This is a genomic window from Pseudomonas sp. NFR02, assembly GCF_900119375.1.
In the GTDB taxonomy this organism is placed as follows: Bacteria; Pseudomonadota; Gammaproteobacteria; order Pseudomonadales; family Pseudomonadaceae; genus Aquipseudomonas; species Aquipseudomonas paracarnis.
Map to the genome: position 1 here is coordinate 290,369 of NZ_FPJJ01000004.1, position 21,187 is coordinate 311,555.

Annotated in this window: 13 protein-coding genes and 1 pseudogene; 7 read left to right on the plus strand and 7 right to left on the minus strand. The window is 61.3% G+C overall.

All coding sequences use genetic code 11. The annotated features are described in order from the left end of the window. Positions 1-196: 196 nt before the first annotated feature. The gene (locus BT199_RS14795) at positions 197-493 is read left to right on the plus strand and encodes a type II toxin-antitoxin system HigB family toxin (protein WP_072434825.1); all 297 of its coding nucleotides are present in this window, start codon (positions 197-199) and stop codon (positions 491-493) included. Continuing rightward, positions 490-891, plus strand: coding sequence for a helix-turn-helix domain-containing protein (locus BT199_RS14800; protein WP_034125602.1), 402 nt, complete (start codon positions 490-492; stop codon positions 889-891). The genes BT199_RS14795 and BT199_RS14800 overlap by 4 nt, the downstream gene beginning before the upstream one ends. A 4-nt stretch (positions 892-895) precedes the next feature. Here BT199_RS14800 and selO read toward each other — a convergent pair whose 3' ends face one another. The 5 genes and pseudogenes from selO to BT199_RS27710 form a co-directional block, all read right to left on the minus strand. Further along, complete coding sequence (gene selO, locus BT199_RS14805; RefSeq protein WP_072434827.1) at positions 896-2,359, minus strand: protein adenylyltransferase SelO; 1,464 nt, start codon at positions 2,357-2,359, stop codon at positions 896-898. Between the two features lie 48 nt (positions 2,360-2,407). Continuing rightward, complete coding sequence (gene mscK, locus BT199_RS14810; protein WP_014716611.1) at positions 2,408-5,791, minus strand: mechanosensitive channel MscK; 3,384 nt, start codon at positions 5,789-5,791, stop codon at positions 2,408-2,410. Between the two features lie 49 nt (positions 5,792-5,840). Then, positions 5,841-7,583 (minus strand): potassium/proton antiporter, encoded by a 1,743-nt coding sequence (locus BT199_RS14815; RefSeq protein ID WP_014716612.1) that lies wholly within the window; start codon positions 7,581-7,583, stop codon positions 5,841-5,843. A 264-nt stretch (positions 7,584-7,847) separates the two neighbouring features. Next, positions 7,848-8,720, minus strand: a complete 873-nt coding sequence (locus tag BT199_RS27705) for a methyl-accepting chemotaxis protein (RefSeq protein ID WP_370694794.1) — start codon at positions 8,718-8,720, stop codon at positions 7,848-7,850. After that, positions 8,703-9,473: pseudogene (locus tag BT199_RS27710) on the minus strand (MCP four helix bundle domain-containing protein); the annotation flags it as partial. The gene BT199_RS27705 and the pseudogene BT199_RS27710, both read right to left, overlap by 18 nt. Positions 9,474-9,750: 277 nt before the next feature. On the opposite strand from BT199_RS27710, the gene BT199_RS14830 reads away from it, so the two are divergent. Continuing rightward, complete coding sequence (locus BT199_RS14830) at positions 9,751-9,981, plus strand: hypothetical protein (protein WP_003187970.1); 231 nt, start codon at positions 9,751-9,753, stop codon at positions 9,979-9,981. After that, the gene (locus tag BT199_RS14835; RefSeq protein WP_003187971.1) at positions 9,978-10,271 is read left to right on the plus strand and encodes a cell division protein ZapA; all 294 of its coding nucleotides are present in this window, start codon (positions 9,978-9,980) and stop codon (positions 10,269-10,271) included. The genes BT199_RS14830 and BT199_RS14835 overlap by 4 nt, the downstream gene beginning before the upstream one ends. 3 nt (positions 10,272-10,274) lie before the next feature. Here BT199_RS14835 and BT199_RS14840 read toward each other — a convergent pair whose 3' ends face one another. Then, complete coding sequence (locus BT199_RS14840) at positions 10,275-12,077, minus strand: acyl-CoA dehydrogenase (RefSeq protein ID WP_072434831.1); 1,803 nt, start codon at positions 12,075-12,077, stop codon at positions 10,275-10,277. Between the two features lie 231 nt (positions 12,078-12,308). Beyond that, entirely contained in the window at positions 12,309-16,262 is a 3,954-nt protein-coding gene (gene putA / locus BT199_RS14845; protein ID WP_032893907.1) for a trifunctional transcriptional regulator/proline dehydrogenase/L-glutamate gamma-semialdehyde dehydrogenase, read from the minus strand. 461 nt (positions 16,263-16,723) lie between these two features. Here putA and putP point away from each other — a divergent pair, with 461 nt between their 5' ends. From putP to BT199_RS14865, 3 genes are all read left to right on the plus strand, one after another. Then, the gene (gene putP, locus BT199_RS14855; RefSeq protein ID WP_014716616.1) at positions 16,724-18,208 is read left to right on the plus strand and encodes a sodium/proline symporter PutP; all 1,485 of its coding nucleotides are present in this window, start codon (positions 16,724-16,726) and stop codon (positions 18,206-18,208) included. A 216-nt stretch (positions 18,209-18,424) separates the two neighbouring features. Continuing rightward, positions 18,425-20,446, plus strand: a complete 2,022-nt coding sequence (tssI, locus tag BT199_RS14860) for a type VI secretion system tip protein TssI/VgrG (protein WP_072434833.1) — start codon at positions 18,425-18,427, stop codon at positions 20,444-20,446. Further along, the gene (locus BT199_RS14865; protein ID WP_072434835.1) at positions 20,446-21,171 is read left to right on the plus strand and encodes a DUF4123 domain-containing protein; all 726 of its coding nucleotides are present in this window, start codon (positions 20,446-20,448) and stop codon (positions 21,169-21,171) included. The genes tssI and BT199_RS14865 overlap by 1 nt, the downstream gene beginning before the upstream one ends. Positions 21,172-21,187 lie beyond the last annotated feature (16 nt).

The following is a 21,187-nucleotide window of genomic DNA, read 5'->3' on the forward strand; positions in this document are numbered from 1 at the left end:
CAGTTGGGTATTTGGTGTCGAGACAGAGGTTTCTCAAGGATATAGATACTTATTCGCTCACATTTTCGTCCTCGCCAGCGTGAGCGGTGTGGCTAGGCTTTTTGTTGTGCGCCACCGGTCTGTTTGCGGCTATAGCAAATTGCGATAGTTCGAGTTCAGGTTTAACCTTCATAGCAAGATGCGATAAGGACGTTGCATGCGAGTCATCAGTGAAAGCAGGATCTGGGAAGCAAAAGGAAAATGGCCGCGCTCTGCAACAGCTCTGGATCAGTGGTATCGCGTGATCAAGCGCAACGCCCCCAAGGACTTTGCCGCAATGAAAGCCATGTTTCCCGCCACCGACAAGGTAGGTGAATTTCATGTATTTGATATTGGCGGTAACAAGCTGAGGTTGATTGCGTCGGTGCAGTATCGAATGCAGCACGTTTATATCAAACACCTGCTTGACCACCGTGATTTTGAGAAAAACAAATGGAAGGAAAAAATCAGATGAGCGCACTTATGCGAGTGGCGGCAGAGCACTGGCAGTTCGTTTCGCCTGTGCTGCGCAAGCCGGAAAACGAGGCAGACTACGACGCATTGGTATGCGGTTTGGATGAGCTATTGAGCTTGGTGGGTGAAGACGAGGACAGCCCGCTGATGAGCCTGGTCGACATTCTGAGCGACTGGATCGAAGCTTATGATCGTGAGCATCGCCCAATGCCCGTCGCCAGCGGGGTCGATGTGCTGCGCTACATGATGCGCGAGCACAATCTCACCCAGAGTGACCTTCCTGGCGTTGGGGCGCAATCAGTGGTCTCGGAGATATTGAGCGGAAAACGCCAGCTCAACGTGCGCCAGATTCGTTGGCTGGCCGAGCGTTTCGGGGTGTCAGTGGAGACCTTTATCTAAGAGGTCAAGACGAACAACTAATCTCCAAATGCTTGCCCCAATCCGGCGGCCGTTGCGCGTACTGCTCCATCCCTGCTTGCTCCTCAAACGGCCTGGTCAACACTTCATGCAGCCGCCGGACTTCGCTGTAGTCGCCTGATTCGGCGGCGGCGATGGCGTTTTGGGCCAGGTAGTTGCGCAGGATATATAGCGGGTTGACCGCGTGCATGCGCTCACGGCGCTGTTCCTGGGTGTAATCCCCGTCCCGCGCCACGCGGGCCTTGTACTGCTCGGCCCAGGCGTCGAACCCGGCCAGGTTGACAAAGTCATCACGTAGCCGCGCCACGGCCAGAGCAGCGGGTTCATCGCCCAGATGGCGCAAGAACAGCGTGTAGTCCACGCCGCTGTTCTGCATCAGCTTGAGCAAGCGCTCCACCAACTGCTGGTCGGCGTCTTCGGCGGTGGTCAGGCCCAGGCGGCGGCGCATCAAGTCCAGGTAGTGCGCCTGGTACAGCGGCAGGTACAGGCCGAGGGCTTCTTTCAGTGCGTCAACGCTGATAAACGGCGTGAGCGCCTGGGCCAAGGCGCTGAGGTTCCACTGCCCGATCGGCACCTGGTTGCTGAAGGAGTAGCGGCCTTCATGATCGGAATGGTTGCAGATGAAGTGCGCGTCAAAATCATCGAGAAACGCGAAGGGCCCGAAGTCGAAGGTAATGCCCAGGATCGACATGTTGTCGGTGTTCATCACGCCGTGGCAAAAACCATAAGCCTGCCACTTGGCGATCATTTCGGCGTTGCGCTCGACGATCTCGCGGAACATCGCCAGGTAAGGCTCGGGTTGCTCGCGGCATTCGGGGTAGTGCAGGTTCAGCACGTGCTCGGCCAGTTCGGCCTGTTGCTCAGGCTTCTTGGTGTAATAGAAATATTCGAAGTGCCCGAAGCGAATATGGCTGTGGGCCAGGCGTAAAACCATCGCTCCGCGTTCCTGTTTCTCCCGCCATACCGGCGTGCTGGAGCCGATCACGCACAGGGCGCGGCTGGTGGGAATGCCCAGCGCATGCAGGGCCTCGGAGGCGAGGAATTCACGAATCGAAGAGCGCAACACGGCACGCCCGTCACCCATGCGCGAGTAAGGCGTCATCCCGGCGCCCTTGAGGTGTAAATCCCAATGCTCGCCGGCCTCGTTATAGACCTCGCCCAGCAATAACCCGCGGCCATCGCCCAACTGCGGGGTGTAGCCGCCGAATTGATGCCCGGAATACACCATCGCCCGTGGCTCTGCCTCGGCCCATAGCTTATGGCCACCGAACAGCTCGGCAAATACCGGCGTTTCGGCCACGGCCGGGTCGAGGTCAAGCAGGGCCATGGCGGCCTTGCTCGCCACCACCAGGCGCGGTTCGTCCAGGGGTTCGGGCAGAACGTGGGTTGAGAACGCATCGCCCAGGCGTGCGAAGCGATTGTCGAAGGTCAGTTCGTCGAGGGCTTTCACCGGCCATCTCCAGCAGAATGTCCGAGCATTCTGCTGGGGATAGGGCATTTAGTCGAGTTTGCTGGGTGGCGGCTCCGGCGCATCCACCACTTTGCCCGCAGGTGGCTCTGGGGCGTCGGGCTGGTCGACGGGCTGCACAATGGTCTTGCGCTCATCCTCGGCCGGCACCAGTTTGTATTCCTGGCCGTGGAGGTTTTTCAGGTAGATCTCCATCTGCCGGAACGAGATGTTGATGTGCTGTTTCTTGAACTCACGGTTGATAAAGCGGTTGACCTCGTCTAGCACCGGGTTGCGGTCGCCCAGGTCGCGCACGTGCATGCGCAGCTCATGGTCCAGTGTGCTTTCGCCGAAGTTGAGGAAGTACACATGGGGTTCCGGTTCTTTCAGGACCCGAGGGTTTTCCCGAGCGGCTTTCAGTAACAGTTCCTTCACCAGGTCGAGGTCGGAGCCGTAGTCCACGCCGAGTTTGAGGGTCACCCGGGTGATGGTGTCGGTCAGCGACCAGTTGATCAACTGCCCGGTAATGAAGGTCTTGTTGGGGACAATGATGTCTTTATTGTCGAAGTCGGTAATGGTGGTGGCACGAATGCGGATCTTGCTCACCGTACCCGACAGGTTGCCGATGGTAATGGTGTCGCCGATGCGCACCGGGCGTTCGAACAAAATCATGATGCCGGAGATGAAGTTGGCGAAGATCTCCTGCATGCCGAAACCCAGGCCCACCGACAGCGCGGCCACCAGCCATTGCAGTTTGTCCCAGCTCACACCGAGGGTGGAAAGGGTGGTGACAAAGCCCACGCCGGCAATGATGTAGGACAGTAAGGTGGTGGTGGCGTAGGCGCTGCCTTGGGCCAGGTCGAGCTTGGACAGCACCAGGACTTCCAGCAGGCCGGGCAGGTTGCGCGCCAGGGCGAAGGTGATACCGATGATAATCGACGCGCCCAGCAGGTCGCCGATGCTGATGGGCACCATGCTGATATTCGCACCGGTACCGCTGGTGTATTCGTACAGCGTGACGTTGTCCAGGTAGGAAAATACCGAGATCAGGTCCGACCACACCCAATACAACGCCGCGATAAAGCCGCCGAGCAGGGCAAGGCGGATCAGGCGCATGGACTGTTCGTTGACCTGCTCGATGTCCAGGGTCGGCTCTTCGATCACCGCTTCGCCGTCACCGGCCTCCTTGGCTGCCTGGCGTTTGGCCAGGGCGCGGGCGTAGGCCAGGCGCCGTGCGGCAACACCCAGGCCGCGCACGAAGGTGGCTTCGATCACCAGCCAGAACATCAGCAGGTACAGGGTGTTGATCAGCCGGTCACTGAGTTTCAGCGCGGTGTAGTAATAGCCAAAGCACACGGCAATAAACAGCGCGATGGGCAGGGCGGTGAACACCACGCCGATTGCTTTGCGAAACAACGAGGCCTTTTCGTGGGTTGGGCTGTTCAGCAGCAGGCGGCCCAGCAGCCAGGCCATCAGCCCGTAGCAGGTCAGCACCACGGCGATACCCAACACGTCGTCAGCCAGCGCGGCCGGTTGATGTTCGGCAATTGCGACCACGGCCACCAACGCCAGTACCACCAGCCCGAGCTTGCGTATCCAGCCTTGCAGGAATTCGACCTGCGGCCTCTCCCAGCGAAAGTGCAGCTCCGCCACGCCGCCCGGCGCGAGGATGCGGTAGGCGGTGTAGAACACCAGCCAGGCTTGGGCGATCTGCAGCAAGGCCGCGCCCAGGTTGGCGTTTTGCCCGCGGGCGTCGATCTGCAACGCGTAGCCGCACAGCGCCAGGCCCAGGGCCACGGGCATCGCCAGCAGGATGTTGATCAGGATGGCCTGCGGCGTATGCCACTGGCTGTCGCGCTTGAAGTGGCCGATGTCCTGGTGAACCTTTTTCAGGCGCACATACAGCGCATTGCGCCGCCACAGCAGCGCGCCGATCAGCAACAGCAACGGCAGGAACAGCAGCGGGCGTTGGGTCAGGCCGTCATACAGCTCGCTGACGCTGGACGCCCAGGGCAGGGTGGTGACCTGCTTGCTCAGGTGCGCCGGTACGGTTTCCAGCCATTCGGTGTCCAGCGGCTTGTTGCTGGGGATCCAGAACATTTGCTCGTCGAGCGTGGCGCGCAGGGTGCTGGCGGTGCTGAGCAGTTGTTTCTGGTTCAGTTGCAGGGTGATGGATTCGTTGAGCAGTGCGCTCAGTTCGCGGCTCAGGCGTTCCAGCAGGTCGCTGCGGGTGATCGCCACTTCCAGCAGGGTGCGGCGCAGTTGCGGGGTGACTTCATCTGGCGGCTGGTTGGCCAGCAGGTTGTCCACATAGGCGCTGGGGGAGGTGATCAGCTCTCGCTGTTGGTTGACCTCGAACTGGTACAGGCGAATGTTGGCGATGTCGTCGGCCAGGTCTTTGTCCACGGTCAGACGCGGCAGGGCCTGCTTTTGTTTATAGAGAATCTTGGACAGCAGCAGGCTGCCCTTGAGCACGTTGATCTGCTCGTCCAGGGCCGAATCGCTTTGGGTCACGGTGTCCAGTTGCTGCTTGGTCTGCAGGTTTTTCTGGGTCAGGTCGTTGAGGCGGTCGGTGCTTTTGAGCAGGTAGTCGGACAGCTTCAGGTTGTCTGCGCTTTCCTTGGCCAGGATGCTGCTGCCGCCGGCTTTCTGCGCTTCGATGGACTGTTGGGTCACCGTCTGCTGGGACTGGGCCAGGCGTTTCTGGTTGATCAGGGTTTGCAGGTCCTGGATTTCCTGCTCCAGGCGTGCGGTTTTTTCCTGGATCAGGTCATGCTGGCTGTTGCCCAAATCTTGCAGCTGGCTGTTGCCGGCCAATTCCTGGCGGCGCAGGGGAATCAAGGCATTCAGGGCCGCCAGTTCGGCGTTGAGCTGGTTGCGCTGGTCGCTGCTGAGGGGCTTGCCGTTGTCTTTGCCAAGCTTGAGCGTCGCGTTGATTTGCTGGATGCGCGTCTGGCTGCTGCTGATTTCGGTCTGGGCGCGCTCGGGGCGGGTCTGGGCGGCGATGGTCAGGCTGTTGGCGTCGGCCAGTTCTTTTTGCAGGTCGCCTTGCTGGGTGCTGCGTTGCACCAATAACTGCTCAAGCTGCGGCACCGGCAGGCTGGCGTAGCGTTGGGCCACCGGAATGATTTTGGTGGCCTTGAGGCGCGCCAGCTCACGCTGGTTCTCATTGGTCTGGCGCGGGGCCTCTTCCAGCTGGCGCTTGAGGTCGGCCAGACGCTGCTCGTAGTCCTGCTGATTGCCCAGGTAGGTCAGGGTCTGTTGCAGGGTCGCCTGCAGCGCCTTCATGTCGGCGTCAGGCAGCTTGCGGTCGGGCAGTTTATCCAGGCTTTGCTGGACGGCTTCGGCGCTGGGCGGGTCGGCGGCGTATACGCTGCCAACACAAAGGGTCAGGCCCAGCAGGGCAGTGGCGAGAAAAGTACGCAGGGTTGGCATAGAGACCGGTCTTGCAAAGTGAAGAATCGGGGCGTCGTTGTCCCGCAGTTTAGAGGAAGAGTCCGGGGCCCGGGCGACTTCCTTCGGGGAATCTGACGCCGACTTTGCCAATCTTGTTCCCGTCCATGACCGCGACGGTCCAGATGGTGTTGTTCCACTCCACCTGGTCGCCGACTACCGGTGCACCGCCCACCTTCTGGGTGATGAAACGGCTCAGCGGCATGTCCGGGTCGATACCCTCAAGCTTGAGCCCGTACAAGGCGGAAACCGCGCCCAGCTGGGCGTCGCCTTCGAGGACGAAGTCGCCGAAGAAGCGCAAATCGAGGCCCCGTTGCGGTGCCTGGCTGAACAGTTTGCCCAGAGCCGGCAGGTTGTGTTCGTGGCCGATCACACAGAGCAAATCGTCGACTTCCAGCACCGTACTACCCGACGGATGGAGCAGTTGCTGGCCCCGAAACAGCGCAGCGATACGCGTGCCTTCGGGCATTTTCAGCTCGCGCAGGGCCGCGCCGATGCACCATTTTTCTGCGCCCAGGCGGTAGACGAAGAGCTCCCACTCGCTGGTAACGTGCACTTCCAGCGCTGCCCGGGAAATCGGCGCCGGGTCCGGCGGTACGGTGACTTTAAGCAACTTGGCCACCCACGGCAGGCTGGTGCCCTGCACCAACAGCGAGACCAGCACGATAAAGAACGCCAGGTTGAAGTACAGCTGTGCATGGGGCAGACCGGCCATCAGCGGGAACACCGCGAGGATGATCGGTACCGCGCCGCGCAGGCCGACCCAGGCGATAAAGGCCTTTTCGCGCCCGTGGAACGCTTTGAATGGCAGCAGGCCAACCATCACCGACAGCGGCCGGGCAAACAGGATCATCCACAGCGCCAGGCCCAGGGCGGGCAGGGCGATGGGCAGCAAATCGTGAGGCGTGACCAGCAGGCCCAGCACCAAGAACATCCCGATCTGCGCCAGCCAGGCCATGCCGTCGAGCATGTGCAAAATGCCATGGCGGCTGCGCACCGGGCGGTTGCCGATCACCAGCCCGCACAGGTACACGGCGAGGAAGCCGCTGCCGTGCAGGGCGTTGGTCAGGGCAAACACGAACAGGCCGCCGGCGATCACCAGGATCGGGTACAGGCCGTTGGCCAGGTTGATGCGGTTGACCAGTTGCAACATCAGCCAGCCGCCACCCAGGCCTACCAGGCCACCGATGCCGAATTCGCGGATCAGGTGCGTGAGCAGGCTCCAGTGCAGGCCGGTCTGGCCGCTGGCGAGCATGTCGATCAGGGTGACGGTGAGGAACACCGCCATCGGATCGTTACTGCCCGATTCGATTTCCAGGCTGGCGCTGACCCGCTCGTTGAGGCCCTTGCCGCCCAGCAGTGAGAACACCGCCGCGGCGTCCGTGGAGCCGACAATGGCGCCAATCAGCAGGCCCTGGATGATATTGAGGTCGAATAGCCAGGCCGCGGCCATGCCGGTGAGGCCGGTGGTAATCAACACCCCCACCGTGGCCAGGGACAAGGCCGGCCACAGCGCCACGCGGAAACTCGCCACCCGGGTGCGCAAACCGCCGTCGAGCAGGATCACGGCGAGGGCGAGGTTGCCCACCAGGTAGGCGGTCGGGTAGTTATCGAAAATGATGCCACCGCCATCGACCCCGGCGGTCATGCCCACGGCCAGGATAATCACCAGGATGGGGATCCCCAGGCGTGACGAAAGCGAACTCACCAGAATGCTCGCAGTCACCAGCAACGCGCCGATCAAGAACAGGCTGTTGATGGTCGTCGCATTCAAAGGCAGTACTCCAAGGCAGGGGAAGACAGGACGCAAACTGACCATGCAGTCTGCGTGCCAGGGATTCTAACCTGTTGAATTGCTGCGCTGTCAAAAAGCTTTTTCTGATTCGCGCACAGGCAAATGTGCGAGAGGGCTGCCTCTGTAGGAGCGAGCTTGCTCGCGAAAAACTCCCAGGCGCCACGTTCATTCAGCAAGCGCGCGTTATCGTTGGCGTTTTTCGCGAGCAAGCTCGCTCCTACAAGGGTGGGGCGGGTTTTAGGGTTAGAGACGGAAGCGGCCGACCATCCCATTCAAATCCACCGCCAACCGCGACAACTCACCGCTCGCCGCGCTGGTCTGGCTGGCGCCGGTGGCCGATTGCACCGACAGGTCACGGATATTCACCAGGTTGCGGTCCACTTCCCGCGCCACCTGGGCCTGTTCTTCCGCCGCGCTGGCGATCACCAGGTTGCGCTCGTTGATCTCCACAATCGCCGTGTTGATGGTGTCCAGCGACAGGCCCGCGCCTCGTGCGATGTTAAGTGTCGATTCGGCGCGCTCGGTGCTGTTGCGCATCGAATCCACCGCGTGCTCAGTGCCTGTCTGGATGCTGCCGATCATGCGCTCGATTTCGCTGGTGGACTGCTGGGTGCGATGGGCCAGCGCCCGCACTTCATCAGCCACCACGGCGAAACCACGCCCGGCTTCCCCGGCTCGCGCTGCTTCGATCGCGGCGTTCAGGGCCAGCAGGTTGGTCTGGTCGGCCAGGCCACGGATCACGTCCAGCACTTTGCCGATATCCCGCGATTCATTGGCCAGGTCGCCAATCAGGGAGGCGGTGGCCTGCACATCGGTACTCATGCGTTCGATGGCGCTAACGGTTTCCTGCACCAGGTCGCGGCCGTCGCCGGCAGAGGTGGTGGCGTTGCGCGAGGCTTCGGAGGTGCTCACCGCGTTGCGTGCGACTTCTTCCACCGCGCTGGTCATCTCGTTGACGGCAGTGGCGGCCTGTTCGATTTCGTTGTTCTGCTGGGTCAGGCCACGGGCGCTTTCGTCGGTGACCGCATTCAGCTCTTCAGCGGCAGACGCCAGCTGGGTAGCGGAGCCGGCGATACGTTGCAGGGTGTCGCGCAGTTTGTGTTGCATCTTGGCCATGGCCGCGAGCAGGCGTCCGGCTTCGTCGTTGCCGTCCACGGTGATCGGGCGCGTCAGGTTGCCTTCGGCCACTTCTTCGGCGGCTTCTAGCGCCTGTGCGATGGGCAGGGTGATGCTGCGGGTCAGCAGCCAGGCGAACAGCAAGGTCAGCGCCGTGGCAACCACCAGCAGGCCTACCACCAGGTCAAAGGCCATGTCGTATTGGTCTTTGGCGCGCTGGTTGGTGGCGTTGGCGTCGTCGTTATTGATATCCAGCAAGCGGGTCAAGACCGCATTGACCTGCTCGGAGTTGTCCAGCAACTCGGTGTTGAGCAGGCTGCGCAGCTCGTTGACCTGATTGGCGCGAGACAGGCTCTTCATGCGCTCTTCAATCTGGCGGTACTGACCCAGCAAGCGCACGTACTCGTTGTAAGCGTTGCGTTCTTCGGTGCTGGTGATCAGTTTTTCGTAGATGTCCTGGGCTGTGCGAATCTGCTGATTGCGCAGTTCGAAGGCTTCCAGGGTCTTTTGCTGTACATCTGGCTCGCGGTTGGTCAGCAAGCGGTACGACAGCACGCGCAGGCGCAGGGTCAGTTGGGTGAATTCATCCAGGGCGCGAATGCTGGGCACGCTGGCCGAGGTGATGTCTTCGGTGGCTGCACGAATTTTGCTCATCTGGTTCAGGGCGAACACACCGAGCAACAACATCAAGGCGCCAATAAACGCGAAGCCAAGGAAGGCCCTCGGGGCGATATTCATATTACGAAGAGACATGCTGGAGTCCTGGGGGAGGCGCTATCCATGCGGCCATGAGACGAGGTGTGCCCGCCTTATCGGCCCTGCGACTAAAGTCTTAAGGGGGCGCGCGCTTTTGTCGCATCGGACCAGGGGTTGGGTGAGTTCAGGAACCAGATCGGGTAAATGCAGTCACTAAGGCTCGAAAGTGCGGCCCGGCCTTGCAACATCGGGCTGCGCGGCCGGGGATAACCCTGGCATCCGAGGTGAATTTTCTTTATCGTCACCGCCCTTTTTAAACGCCCGAGAAATCAAAATGTTAGAAGCATCCCTCAGCCAATTGGAACAACTGGTCAGCGACCTCGTACAGCAGAATCAAGAACTGCTGGGCAGCAACGAATCCCTCAAGGCCGAGCTGGCCCGCGCCAAGGACGAAAACGACAGCCTGCAACTGAACCTGATGGAACAGGAAGAAAAGCACGGCGCCACCGCCGCCCGCATCCAGGCGCTGGTTGAGCGTGTAAGTGCAGGGCCTGTCAGCGCATGAGTGAGGGCATAAAGGTCGTTTCGATTCTCGGAGAGGATTACTCGATCAAGGCACCGGCCGGCGAAGATCAGACCCTGATGCATGCAGTGACCATGCTCAAAGCCTCCCTGGCGGTTACCAAGAAAAAGTACCCGACCCTGATCGGTGACAAGCTATTGGTACTGGCCGCGCTGAACCTGTGCGCCGAGCAGATTGAAATGCAACAGGCGCACCAGCAGGAACTCGACCGTTACCAAGAGCAAGTCAGCGCCACGGTCGATGTGATCTCTAAGGTGATCGGTCAGCCCTGAGGGCTAGAACCATTCCTCTTGCATGCCCAGGCACGTATCGTCGCGTGCCTCCAGAATCGCCAGTTCATGATGGCAGCTCGGTACTTCCCAGGTCAGGAAGTACCGGGCGGCCTGGAGCTTGCCCTTATAAAAGGCCGCGTCAGCCGCTTCCCCTTTGGCCAGCCCTTCTTCGGCGCGGATCGCCTGTTCCAGCCAGCGCCAGCCAATCACCGTGTGCCCGAACACTTTCAAGTACAGCGCCGAGTTCGCCAGGCTGCTGTTGACCTTGCCTTGGGCGAGATCGGTCAGCAGGCCAATCGTGACGCTTTGCAGCCGGTTTACCAGTTGCTCCAGAGGCTCTCGCAGTGCCGTGAGTGAAGGGTGCTTTTGCGCCCGGGCTCCGGTTTCGGCGATCAGGCGAATCAACTGCTTTAAACCGGCGCCGCCGTTCTGCGCCAATTTGCGCCCGAGCAGGTCCAGGGACTGGATGCCGTGGGTGCCTTCATGGATGGGGTTCAGGCGGTTGTCGCGGTAGTACTGCTCCACCGGGTATTCGCGGGTGTAGCCGTGGCCGCCGAGAATCTGGATCGCCAGCTCGTTGGCCTTGAGGCAGAACTCCGACGGCCAGGATTTGACGATGGGCGTGAGCAGGTCGAGCAGTTCGTGGGCTTGCTTGCGCTCGGTGTCGGTTTGCAGGGTGGTGGTGTCGTCGAATAGCCGCGCCGCGTAGAGGCCGAGGTCAAAGGCGCCTTCCACATAGGCTTTCTGGGTCAGTAGCATGCGCTTGATGTCGGCGTGCTGGATGATCGCCACCGGTGCGGTGCTCGGGTCTTTACTATCAGGCAGGCGCCCCTGGGGCCGTTCGCGGGCGTAGTCCAGGGAGTAGAGGTAGCCGGCGTAACCGAGCATCACCGCGCCCATGCCCACGCCGATGCGTGCCTCGTTCATCATCTGGAACATGCAGCTCAGCCCCTGGTGCGGCTTGCCCACCAGATAGCCGACACAGTTGCCGTTATCGCCAAAGTTAAGCGCCGTGGACGTGGTGCCGCGCCAGCCCATCTTGTGGAACAGCCCTGCCAGCAGCACATCGTTGCGAGCGCCCAGGCTGCCGTCCTCGTTGACCAGGAACTTGGGCACGATAAACAGCGAAATGCCCTTCACGCCTGCGGGAGCGTCCGGCAATTTTGCCAGCACCATATGCACGATGTTTTCCGACAGCGAATGGTCGCCACCGGAGATAAAGATCTTGTTGCCCTTGAGCCGATAACTGCCGTCAGCCGCGGGTTCTGCACGGGTACGAATGTCCGACAGGGAAGAACCTGCATGGGGCTCGGTCAGGGCCATGGTGCCGAAGAAGCGCCCGTCGATCATTGGCTGCAGGAAGCGTTGTTTCTGCTCCTCGGTGCCGAAGCTTTCGATCAGGTTGGCGGCGCCCATGGTCAGGAACGGGTAGGACGTCGAGGCGGCGTTGGCCGATTGGAAGTGCGCGAAACAGGCCTGGGACAACAGGGTCGGCAGTTGCATGCCACCTGCTTCAAAGCTACGTGCTGCGTTGAGGAAACCGGCCTCCAGGAAGGCGTCTACGGCGGGTTTGACTTCCGGGATCAGGATCGCTTGGCCGTTCTCATAACGCGGTTCGTTTTCGTCGTTCTTGCGGTTGTGGGGGGCGAAGTACTTTTCGGCGATGCTGCGCGCCGTGCTGATTGCAGCGTCGAAAGTTTCGCGGTTGTGCTCGGCAAACCGCTCGCGCTGGGTCAGGCCCTCGGCATCGAGGACTTCATACAGCTCGAAAGCCAGATTGCGGGAACTGAGCAGCGTCTCGGACATGGCGGCGTACCTTTGAAGGAATTGGCCTGAGTCTAAGTGCGCGAATGTAGGGTGGCTAGCAAGATTGATTTAAGTGATAGAAGGGCAGAACGCTGGCGAGGCATCGAGATCGTTCCCACGCTCTGCGTGGGAACGCCTCTTTTGACGCTCCGCGTCACGCTTCTGGACGCAGAGCGTCCTTAAGCTGCATTCCCACGCGGAGCGTGGGAACGATCAGCCGCGGTGTGTCAGTTAGCCGATGGTCATCAGGCTGGCGTTACCACCCGCCGCGGCGGTGTTTACGCTCAACGCTCGCTCGATCACCAGGCGCTCCAGGGCAATCGCGGTCTCACCTTGAGACATGCCATGCACCCCGACAATCGCCCCACCGCGCTGCGCCACTTGCTGGCACACCGCACGCAGTTGGTCGGAATCACCGTGATGCAGCACGGCGTCAAACACCACGTCGTCCTTGGTCCAGTCAGCCACGCGCTTGATCTTCGCCTGAATCTCTTTAGGCAGGCGTGGGAACAAGGCCTTGGTCAGCTCGGTTTCCGGCCATACCGCCGAACCACCGACGGCCAATACCGCCGCCAGTTGGGTCAGCAGGTCGCCTTCCACTTCGGCCAGGCACAGTACGTGCTCGCGCGGCAGGATGGCGTAGCTGTTGCGCTCGCCGGTCGGGCCGGCCAGTTGGCGGGTGATACCGCTTTGCGACTGGGCGGCGAACTGCGTGCACAGGGCGCTCAGTTCACTGAACTTATTGCCGTCGGCCCAGGTTTTCAGGGCGGTCAGCGATTGGCTCATGGCATCACGCAGGCGCACATCCGGCGCGGCCAACTTGTCGCCGCGTACGAAGGATTGCTCGATTGCATCGGTAGGACGAGTCGACAACAAGCGGTACAGGTACAGCGGGCCACCGGCTTTCGGGCCAGTGCCCGACAGGCCTTCGCCGCCGAACGGCTGCACGCCGACCACGGCGCCAACAATGTTGCGGTTGACGTAGACGTTACCGGCATTGACGTTGTCGATCACCTTGGCGATGGTCTCGTCGATGCGCGTGTGCACGCCCAGGGTCAGGCCGTAGCCGGAAGCGTTGATCTGGCCGATGAGCTGGTCGATCTCTTTGCGCTTGTAGCGCACTACGTGCAGCACCGGGCCGAAGATCTCGCGTTGCAGTTCGTCGAAGCTTTCCAGCTCGATCAGGGTCGGCATCACGAAGGTGCCGCGCTTGATCTCTTCACCGTCGGCAATCGCCACCTGGTAAACGTTGCGGCCTTTGTCACGCATGGCCTGGATGTGTTTCTCGATACCGGCCTTGGCTTCGGCGTCGATCACCGGGCCGATGTCGACCGACAGGCGTTCCGGGTTACCCAGGCGGCATTCAGCCATGGCGCCCTTGAGCATTTCGACCACACGGTCTGCCGAATCTTCCTGCAGGCACAGTACGCGCAGTGCCGAGCAACGTTGACCGGCGCTGTCGAAGGCCGACGACACGACGTCGATCACCACTTGTTCGGTCAGCGCCGAGGAATCGACGATCATCGCATTCTGGCCACCGGTTTCGGCGATCAGTGGAATCGGGCGACCCTGGGCATCCAGGCGACCGGCGACATTGCGTTGCAGCAGGCGCGCCACTTCGGTGGAACCGGTGAACATCACGCCTTTGACGCGATCATCACCCACCAGACGGGCACCGACGCTTTCGCCCTGGCCTGGCAGCAATTGCAGCACACCTTCCGGAATACCGGCTTCAAGCAGAATACGTACGGCCTGGGCAGCCACCAGCGGCGTCTGCTCGGCAGGCTTGGCCAGCACCGGGTTACCGGCAGCCAGCGCTGCAGCTACCTGACCGCTGAAGATGGCGAGGGGGAAGTTCCACGGGCTGATGCACACCACCGGGCCCAATGGGCGGTGGGCGTCATTGGTAAAGTCGTTGCGCGCCTGCACCGCGTAGTAACGCAGGAAGTCCACGGCTTCACGCACTTCGGCGATGGCGTTGGCGAAGGTCTTGCCGGCTTCACGGGCCAGCAGGCCCATCAGCGGCTGGATCTCGCCTTCCATCAGGTCGGCGGCGCGCTCCAGGATGGCAGCACGTTCGGCGGGCGGGGTGGCCTGCCAGATCGGCGCGGCGCTGATGGCGCACTGGATGGCGTTGTCGACGTCTTCGACGGTGGCTTCCTGTACCTGGCCGACCACATCACGCAGGTCGGATGGGTTCAGAACCGGTTGTGCCGCTTCATTGCTGGCAGCGCAACCGAGCATCGGTGCGGCTTTCCAGTTGTTGTGAGCAGTGGCCAGCAGGGCGCAGGACAACGAGGCCAGGCGATGTTCGTTGGCCAGGTCGATACCGGCCGAGTTGGCGCGGTCGCTGCCGTACAGGTCACGCGGCAAAGGGATGCGCGGGTGTGGCAGGCCGAAACCGCCTTCCTGGGTTGCCATTTGCTCGATGCTGGCCACCGGGTCGGCTACCAGTTCCTGGATCGAGATGGACTGGTCAGCGATGCGGTTGACGAACGAGGTGTTGGCGCCGTTTTCCAGCAGGCGGCGTACCAGATAGGCCAGCAGCGTTTCGTGGGTACCGACCGGCGCGTACACACGGCACGGACGGTTCAACTTACCTTCGGAAACCTTGCCTACAACCTGTTCGTACAGCGGTTCACCCATGCCGTGCAGGCACTGGAACTCGTACTGGCCGGGGTAATAGTTCTGACCGGCGATGTGGTAGATAGCCGACAGGGTGTGGGCGTTGTGCGTGGCGAACTGCGGGTAGATGACTTCCGGCACCGACAGCAGTTTGCGCGCGCAGGCAATGTAGGAAACGTCGGTGTACACCTTACGGGTGTACACCGGGTAGCCTTCCAGGCCTTCGACCTGGGCGCGCTTGATTTCGCTGTCCCAGTACGCGCCTTTTACCAGGCGGATCATCAGGCGATGGCGGCTGCGGCGGGCCAGGTCGATGACGTAGTCGATCACATACGGGCAACGCTTCTGGTACGCCTGGATCACAAAGCCGATGCCGTTCCAGCCAGTCAATTGCGGCTCGAAGCACAGGCGTTCGAGCAGGTCCAGGGACAGCTCCAGGCGGTCGGCTTCTTCGGCGTCGATGTTCAGGCCGATGTCGTACTGCTTGGCCAGCAAGGTCAGCGACAGCAGGCGCGGGTACAACTCGTCCATCACCCGCTCGTACTGCGCACGGCTGTAGCGCGGGTGCAGGGCGGAGAGCTTGATGGAGATGCCCGGGCCTTCATAGATCCCACGGCCATGGGAGGCTTTGCCGATGGAATGAATGGCTTGTTCGTACGAGGCCAGGTACTTCTGGGCGTCGTGTTCGGTGAGGGCGGCTTCACCGAGCATGTCGTAGGAATAGCGGAAGCCCTTGGCTTCGAACTTGCTCGCATTGGCCAGGGCTTCGGCGATGGTTTCGCCGGTGACGAACTGCTCGCCCATCAGGCGCATAGCCATGTCGACGCCCTTGCGGATCATCGGCTCGCCGCTCTTGCCGATGATGCGGCTCAGGGACGAGGTCAGGCCCGCTTCGTTGTGGGTCGACACCAGCTTGCCAGTCAGCAGCAGGCCCCAGGTGGCGGCGTTGACGAACAGCGAAGGGCTGTTGCCCAGGTGTGGCTGCCAGTTGCCGGTGCTGATCTTGTCGCGGATCAGCGCATCGCGGGTGCCTTTGTCCGGGATACGCAGCAGCGCTTCGGCCAGGCACATCAGCGCCACGCCTTCCTGGGACGACAGGGAGAATTCTTGCAGCAGGCCCTGAACAATACCGGCACGGCCGCCGGCACTCTTCTGATTGCGCAGTTTTTCGGCAATGCTCGCGGCCAGCTTGTTGGTGGCTTCGGCCATCGGCGCCGGCAGGCGCGCCTGTTCGATCAGCATCGGCACCACTTCCGGCTCGGGGCGACGGTAAGCGGCGGTGATTGCGGCACGCAATACCGATTGCGGCAGGATGCTCTCGGCGAACTCAAGGAAGCACTGGTGGGCGTGGTCGGCCTGGACCTCGCCGGCATCATCGGCCTCCTTGCTGCTCAAGCCATTGAGCTCGGACAGGGTTGCACCACCCTCGAGTTTCTCCAGGTAATTGAAAATCGCCTGCTTGATCAGCCAGTGCGGCGTACGATCAATGGAGGTCGCGGCGGCCTTCAGGCGTTCGCGGGTCGGGTCGTCGAGTTTGACCCCAAGGGTGGTCGTTGCCATTTTTTTATCCTCATGGGTGCCACTACCGAGTGGCATCTGCTGGCGGCAAGATTAGCTTTGCCCATCCCGAGGTGCAACCGGGTGCAACCCTTTTGTTGGTTAAATGTTCGACGCTTGATCGGAAAAAAATAAACAGGCGACCGAATCCGCTCCGCGCTGGTGCATTTGCTTCTGAGATCGGCTGTTCTTGCTCCGAAAAGGAGCAAAAAAAGCGCGTTTGTCCTAAAACATACTTGGGTGCAACTTAATCGGCAGAAACTGGTTGCACCTTATTTGCTTTGTTGAATAGCATTCGCGCACCAAGGTGCAACCAACCCTCAGGGTGGGTTCATCGGCTGGCGGCTTTCCTGGGGAAACGCCAGTCATAAATGCGCGGCATGCAGGTTCGTCTATCCGGTTATCCACGGGTGGCCGTCCCCATGACCGTCGCTACATAAAAACAAAGCCAGGGCGTCACTCCTATGAGCGTTAGCAATCCAACCCTGATCACGTTCGTGATCTACATCGCAGCAATGGTGCTGATCGGCCTGATGGCCTATCGCTCCACCAACAACCTTTCCGATTACATCCTGGGCGGTCGCAGCCTCGGTAGCGTGGTGACAGCCTTGTCCGCCGGTGCTTCCGACATGAGTGGCTGGCTGTTGATGGGCTTGCCGGGCGCGATCTACATGTCCGGTCTGTCGGAAAGCTGGATTGCCATCGGCCTGATCGTCGGTGCTTACCTCAACTGGTTGTTCGTGGCCGGCCGCCTGCGGGTGCAGACCGAACACAACGGCGACGCCCTGACCCTGCCGGATTACTTCTCCAGCCGCTTCGAAGATAAGAGCGGCCTGCTGCGGATCATCTCCGCCGTGGTGATCCTGGTGTTCTTCACCATCTACTGCGCCTCCGGCATCGTCGCCGGCGCCCGCCTGTTCGAAAGCACCTTCGGCATGTCCTACGAGACCGCGCTGTGGGCCGGTGCTGCAGCGACCATTGCCTACACCTTCATCGGTGGCTTCCTGGCAGTCAGTTGGACCGACACCGTACAAGCCACGCTGATGATCTTCGCGCTGATCCTTACGCCGATCATCGTGCTGCTGGCCACCGGCGGCGTAGACACCACCTTCCTGGCCATTGAAGCCAAGGACCCGACCAGCTTCGACATGCTGAAAAACACCACCTTCATCGGCGTTATTTCGCTGATGGGCTGGGGCCTGGGCTACTTCGGCCAACCGCACATCCTTGCGCGTTTCATGGCGGCGGACTCGGTGAAATCGATCGCCAAGGCGCGTCGTATTTCCATGACCTGGATGATCCTGTGCCTGGGCGGCACCGTGGCAGTGGGCTTCTTCGGTATCGCTTACTTCTCGGCACACCCGGAAGTAGCAGGCCCGGTGACTGAAAACCCAGAGCGTGTGTTTATCGAACTGGCCAAAATCCTGTTCAACCCATGGGTTGCCGGTGTGTTGCTGTCGGCCATTCTGGCGGCTGTGATGAGCACCCTGAGCTGCCAATTGCTGGTGTGCTCCAGCGCCCTGACCGAAGACTTCTACAAGGCGTTCCTGCGCAAGGGCGCGTCCCAGCGTGAACTGGTATGGGTCGGTCGCCTGATGGTGCTGGTCGTGGCCTTGATCGCCATCGCCATGGCAGCCAACCCGGAAAACCGCGTACTGGGCCTGGTCAGCTACGCCTGGGCCGGTTTCGGTGCAGCCTTCGGCCCTGTGGTACTGATCTCGGTAATCTGGAAACACATGACCCGCAACGGCGCGCTGGCCGGCATCCTGGTCGGCGCAATCACCGTGATCGTGTGGAAGCACTTCGAATTGCTGGGCCTGTACGAAATCATCCCAGGCTTCATCTTCGCCAGCCTGGCGATCTACTTCGTGAGCAAGATGGGCGCACCGACGGTGGGTATGGTCGAGCGTTTTGACGCGGCGGAAAAAGATTACAACTTGAACAAGTAATTCGCTGGGCGTTTAACGCCTGCTGAGCGAACAAGAAAGGCCCACGTCCGAAGGACGCTGGGCCTTTTTTTGGTGGGCTGATTGGGGCAATAGCCGCCGATGCCCGTGGATTCCAGCGGTACTCACGTAGGACCTTACTTATTTGCCGAGGCAGCGCTCGGCCAGGCGAACGGCTGGTGCAGAATCGGCCGCCCACCCTTCGCAGAGAAACACCGGATGTTCGCTCCTGCCAACCAACCCGCATTTACCCTGGCCCTGGATGGGTCGTCCAGTGACTTCAAGGTGTTCGCGTTCAACGGCACCGAGGCCATCAGCCAGCCTTACCGGTTTGAACTTGAGCTGGTCTGCGAGCAACCGGATATCGATCTGGAGGGCTTGCTGCATCGCCAGGTGTACTTGGGCTTCGATGATCAGGGGCATGGCGTTCATGGCCTGGTGTATCGGGTAGCCCAGGGCGACTCGGGCCGGCGCTTGACGCGTTACCAACTCAGTCTTGCGCCGCATTTGGCGTACCTGGCGCACAGCAGCCATCAGCGTATTTTTCAGCATAAGACGGTGCCGCAGATTGTTGCTCAGGTGCTGGCCAGGCAGGGGATTCACAGTGATCGCTTTGAGTTCCGGTTGAGCGGTGATTACCCGGAGCGTGAATATTGCGTGCAGTTCGGCGAGAGCGACCTGGCGTTCATTCAGCGCCTGTGTGCCGAGCTGGGGATTCACTATCACTTCCAGCATTCCCCCGAAGGGCATCTGCTGGTGTTTGGCGATGACCAGACGGTGTTTGCCCAGATGGATCAGCCCACGCCTTACCGGCCAGGTTCGGGAATGGTGGCCGATACCCCTGGGATCAAGCGCTTCACCTTGCAATTGGCGACCCGGACCACGGCGTTGAACCTGCGCGATTACGACTTTCGCAAACCCCATGTCGAGCTGGAAAGCGCAGCCGTCGATGAGTCTTTGCCCAAGCTTGAAGCGCAGCACTACCCCGGCAATTTTTCCGACCGAGCCCATGGCCGATACCTCGCCCAGCGTGGCTTGGAGCGGCACCGCAGCGACTACCGCAGTGCCCATGGCCAGGGCGATGAGCCGGCATTGGCCAGTGGTCGGTTTTTGCAGTTGCGCGAGCACCCCCGCGAGGACTGGAATGATTTGTGGCTGGTGACGCAGGTGCGCCATGAAGGCAAACAACCCCAGGTGCTGGAGGAGGCGGTTACCGAGGAAGAGGGTGGGGAGCTGCGCCAGGGGTATCGCAACGCATTTGTGGCCGCGCCATGGGATGCGGTGTTTCGTCCGCCTTTGCCGGAGCCGCCGCGCCCGACGGTATCGGGGTATCAAAGCGCGGTGGTTACCGGCCCGGTTGACAGTGAGGTCCACTGTGACGAGTACGGCCGGGTCAAGGTGCAACTGGCCTGGGATCGTGTCGGTGAGCACAACGACCATTCCAGTTGCTGGCTGCGGGTAGCCAGCGGCTGGGCCCATGACCGTTATGGCGTGGTGCTGATCCCCCGGGTCGGTATGGAGGTGCTGGTGGGGTTCGTCAATGGCGACATGGACATGCCGCTGGTGGTGGGGTGCCTGCCCAACGCCGCCACGCTAGTGCCCCTCGACCTGCCCGCAGACAAGACCCGCAGTCTCTGGCGTAGCCAGAGCAGCCCTGGCGGTGGTGGCTACAACGAACTGCGTATCGAGGACCGCAAGGGCGCTGAGGAAATCTACCTGCGCGCCCAGCGGGACTGGACCCAGCATGTGTTGCACGACCAGCAGGTACAGGTCGATAACCAGCGTCGCGTGCAGGTGGGCGGCGAGTCGCGCCATGAGCTGCGGGGCGAAGAGCAGCGCATCACCCACGGCAACCGTTTGACGCAGCTCGAGCAGGATGACCATCTGGTGGTCGGCGGTTCGCAGCACATGCGTGCCGGGCAGACCATTGCGTTGGGGGCCGGGCAAAACATCATCATTGATGCGGGTGCCAGCGTGACGATCCAGGCGGGTGGGCAGTCGATCACGTTGTCAGCGGGCGGGATATTCAGCAGTGTGCCGATTCAGCTCGGCAGCGCGCCTGCTCCGACACCTGCACCGTTGATGCCTGGATTGAACGAGACTTTATTGACCGTGGTTCCCGCGTCGTTAAGCCGTGCACAAGTGTTCAGCCTCAAACGCAGCGCGCCGTTCTGCGAAGAATGCGAGCGCTGCAAGAACGGCCAGTGTGACATCGGCGCCCATGCACGGAGTGCGTCCTGATGCCTTCGCTCTTGACGCCCAATGCCTGGCTGGCGCACTACCCGTTGCAGCCAGATGAACAGCTGTACGCCGTGCTGGGCAATGCCAGCGACGCCAAGCCGCTCGCCACCTGGCAAGGCACGGCTGCGGGGAAGATGCCGCGACCGATCTGGGTGGGCACGGCCTACGCCGACTGGGATGAGGTCATGCCCTACGTTGGCGTCGTTGAGCCGAGCAGTGCTTTTCTCGAGTGGATAGCCGCCACCCAAGCGGCGGATTGGGGCTGGCTGGCGGTCTCATCCAGCCCGCTGGAGGTGGTGATCGCGCATTTGAAGGGGTTGACCCAGGTGTACCTGCCGGAAAGCCAGCCGGTGTTTTTGCGCTTCTGGGACGGCGCGCACCTTTTGCCGATGTTGCAGTCATTAGGCGACGAGGCGGCGCGCGTGTTGCCGGTGTTCCAGCGCTACCTGGTCAACGGCCAACCGCTGTCGGTGGCGCCCAAATCAGTCACTGCGGCCCCAACCAGCCCGTGGTGGCAGGTACCGGCATCGTTGCTGATGCATATGGCCCAGCAGTCACCGCAGGTGCTGGTCGACAACCTGTTGCAATGGCTCCAGGAACAGCGCCCTGACCTCTACACCGCGTTTACGCCAGCGACCTTGCAGCACAAGGTCGCCTACTTCGTACGCAGGCCGCAAGTCAGCCATGGCGCATTGGCTGATTACCTTGCCTCGCAACTCAGTTGAGCCCCTGGCAATAGCG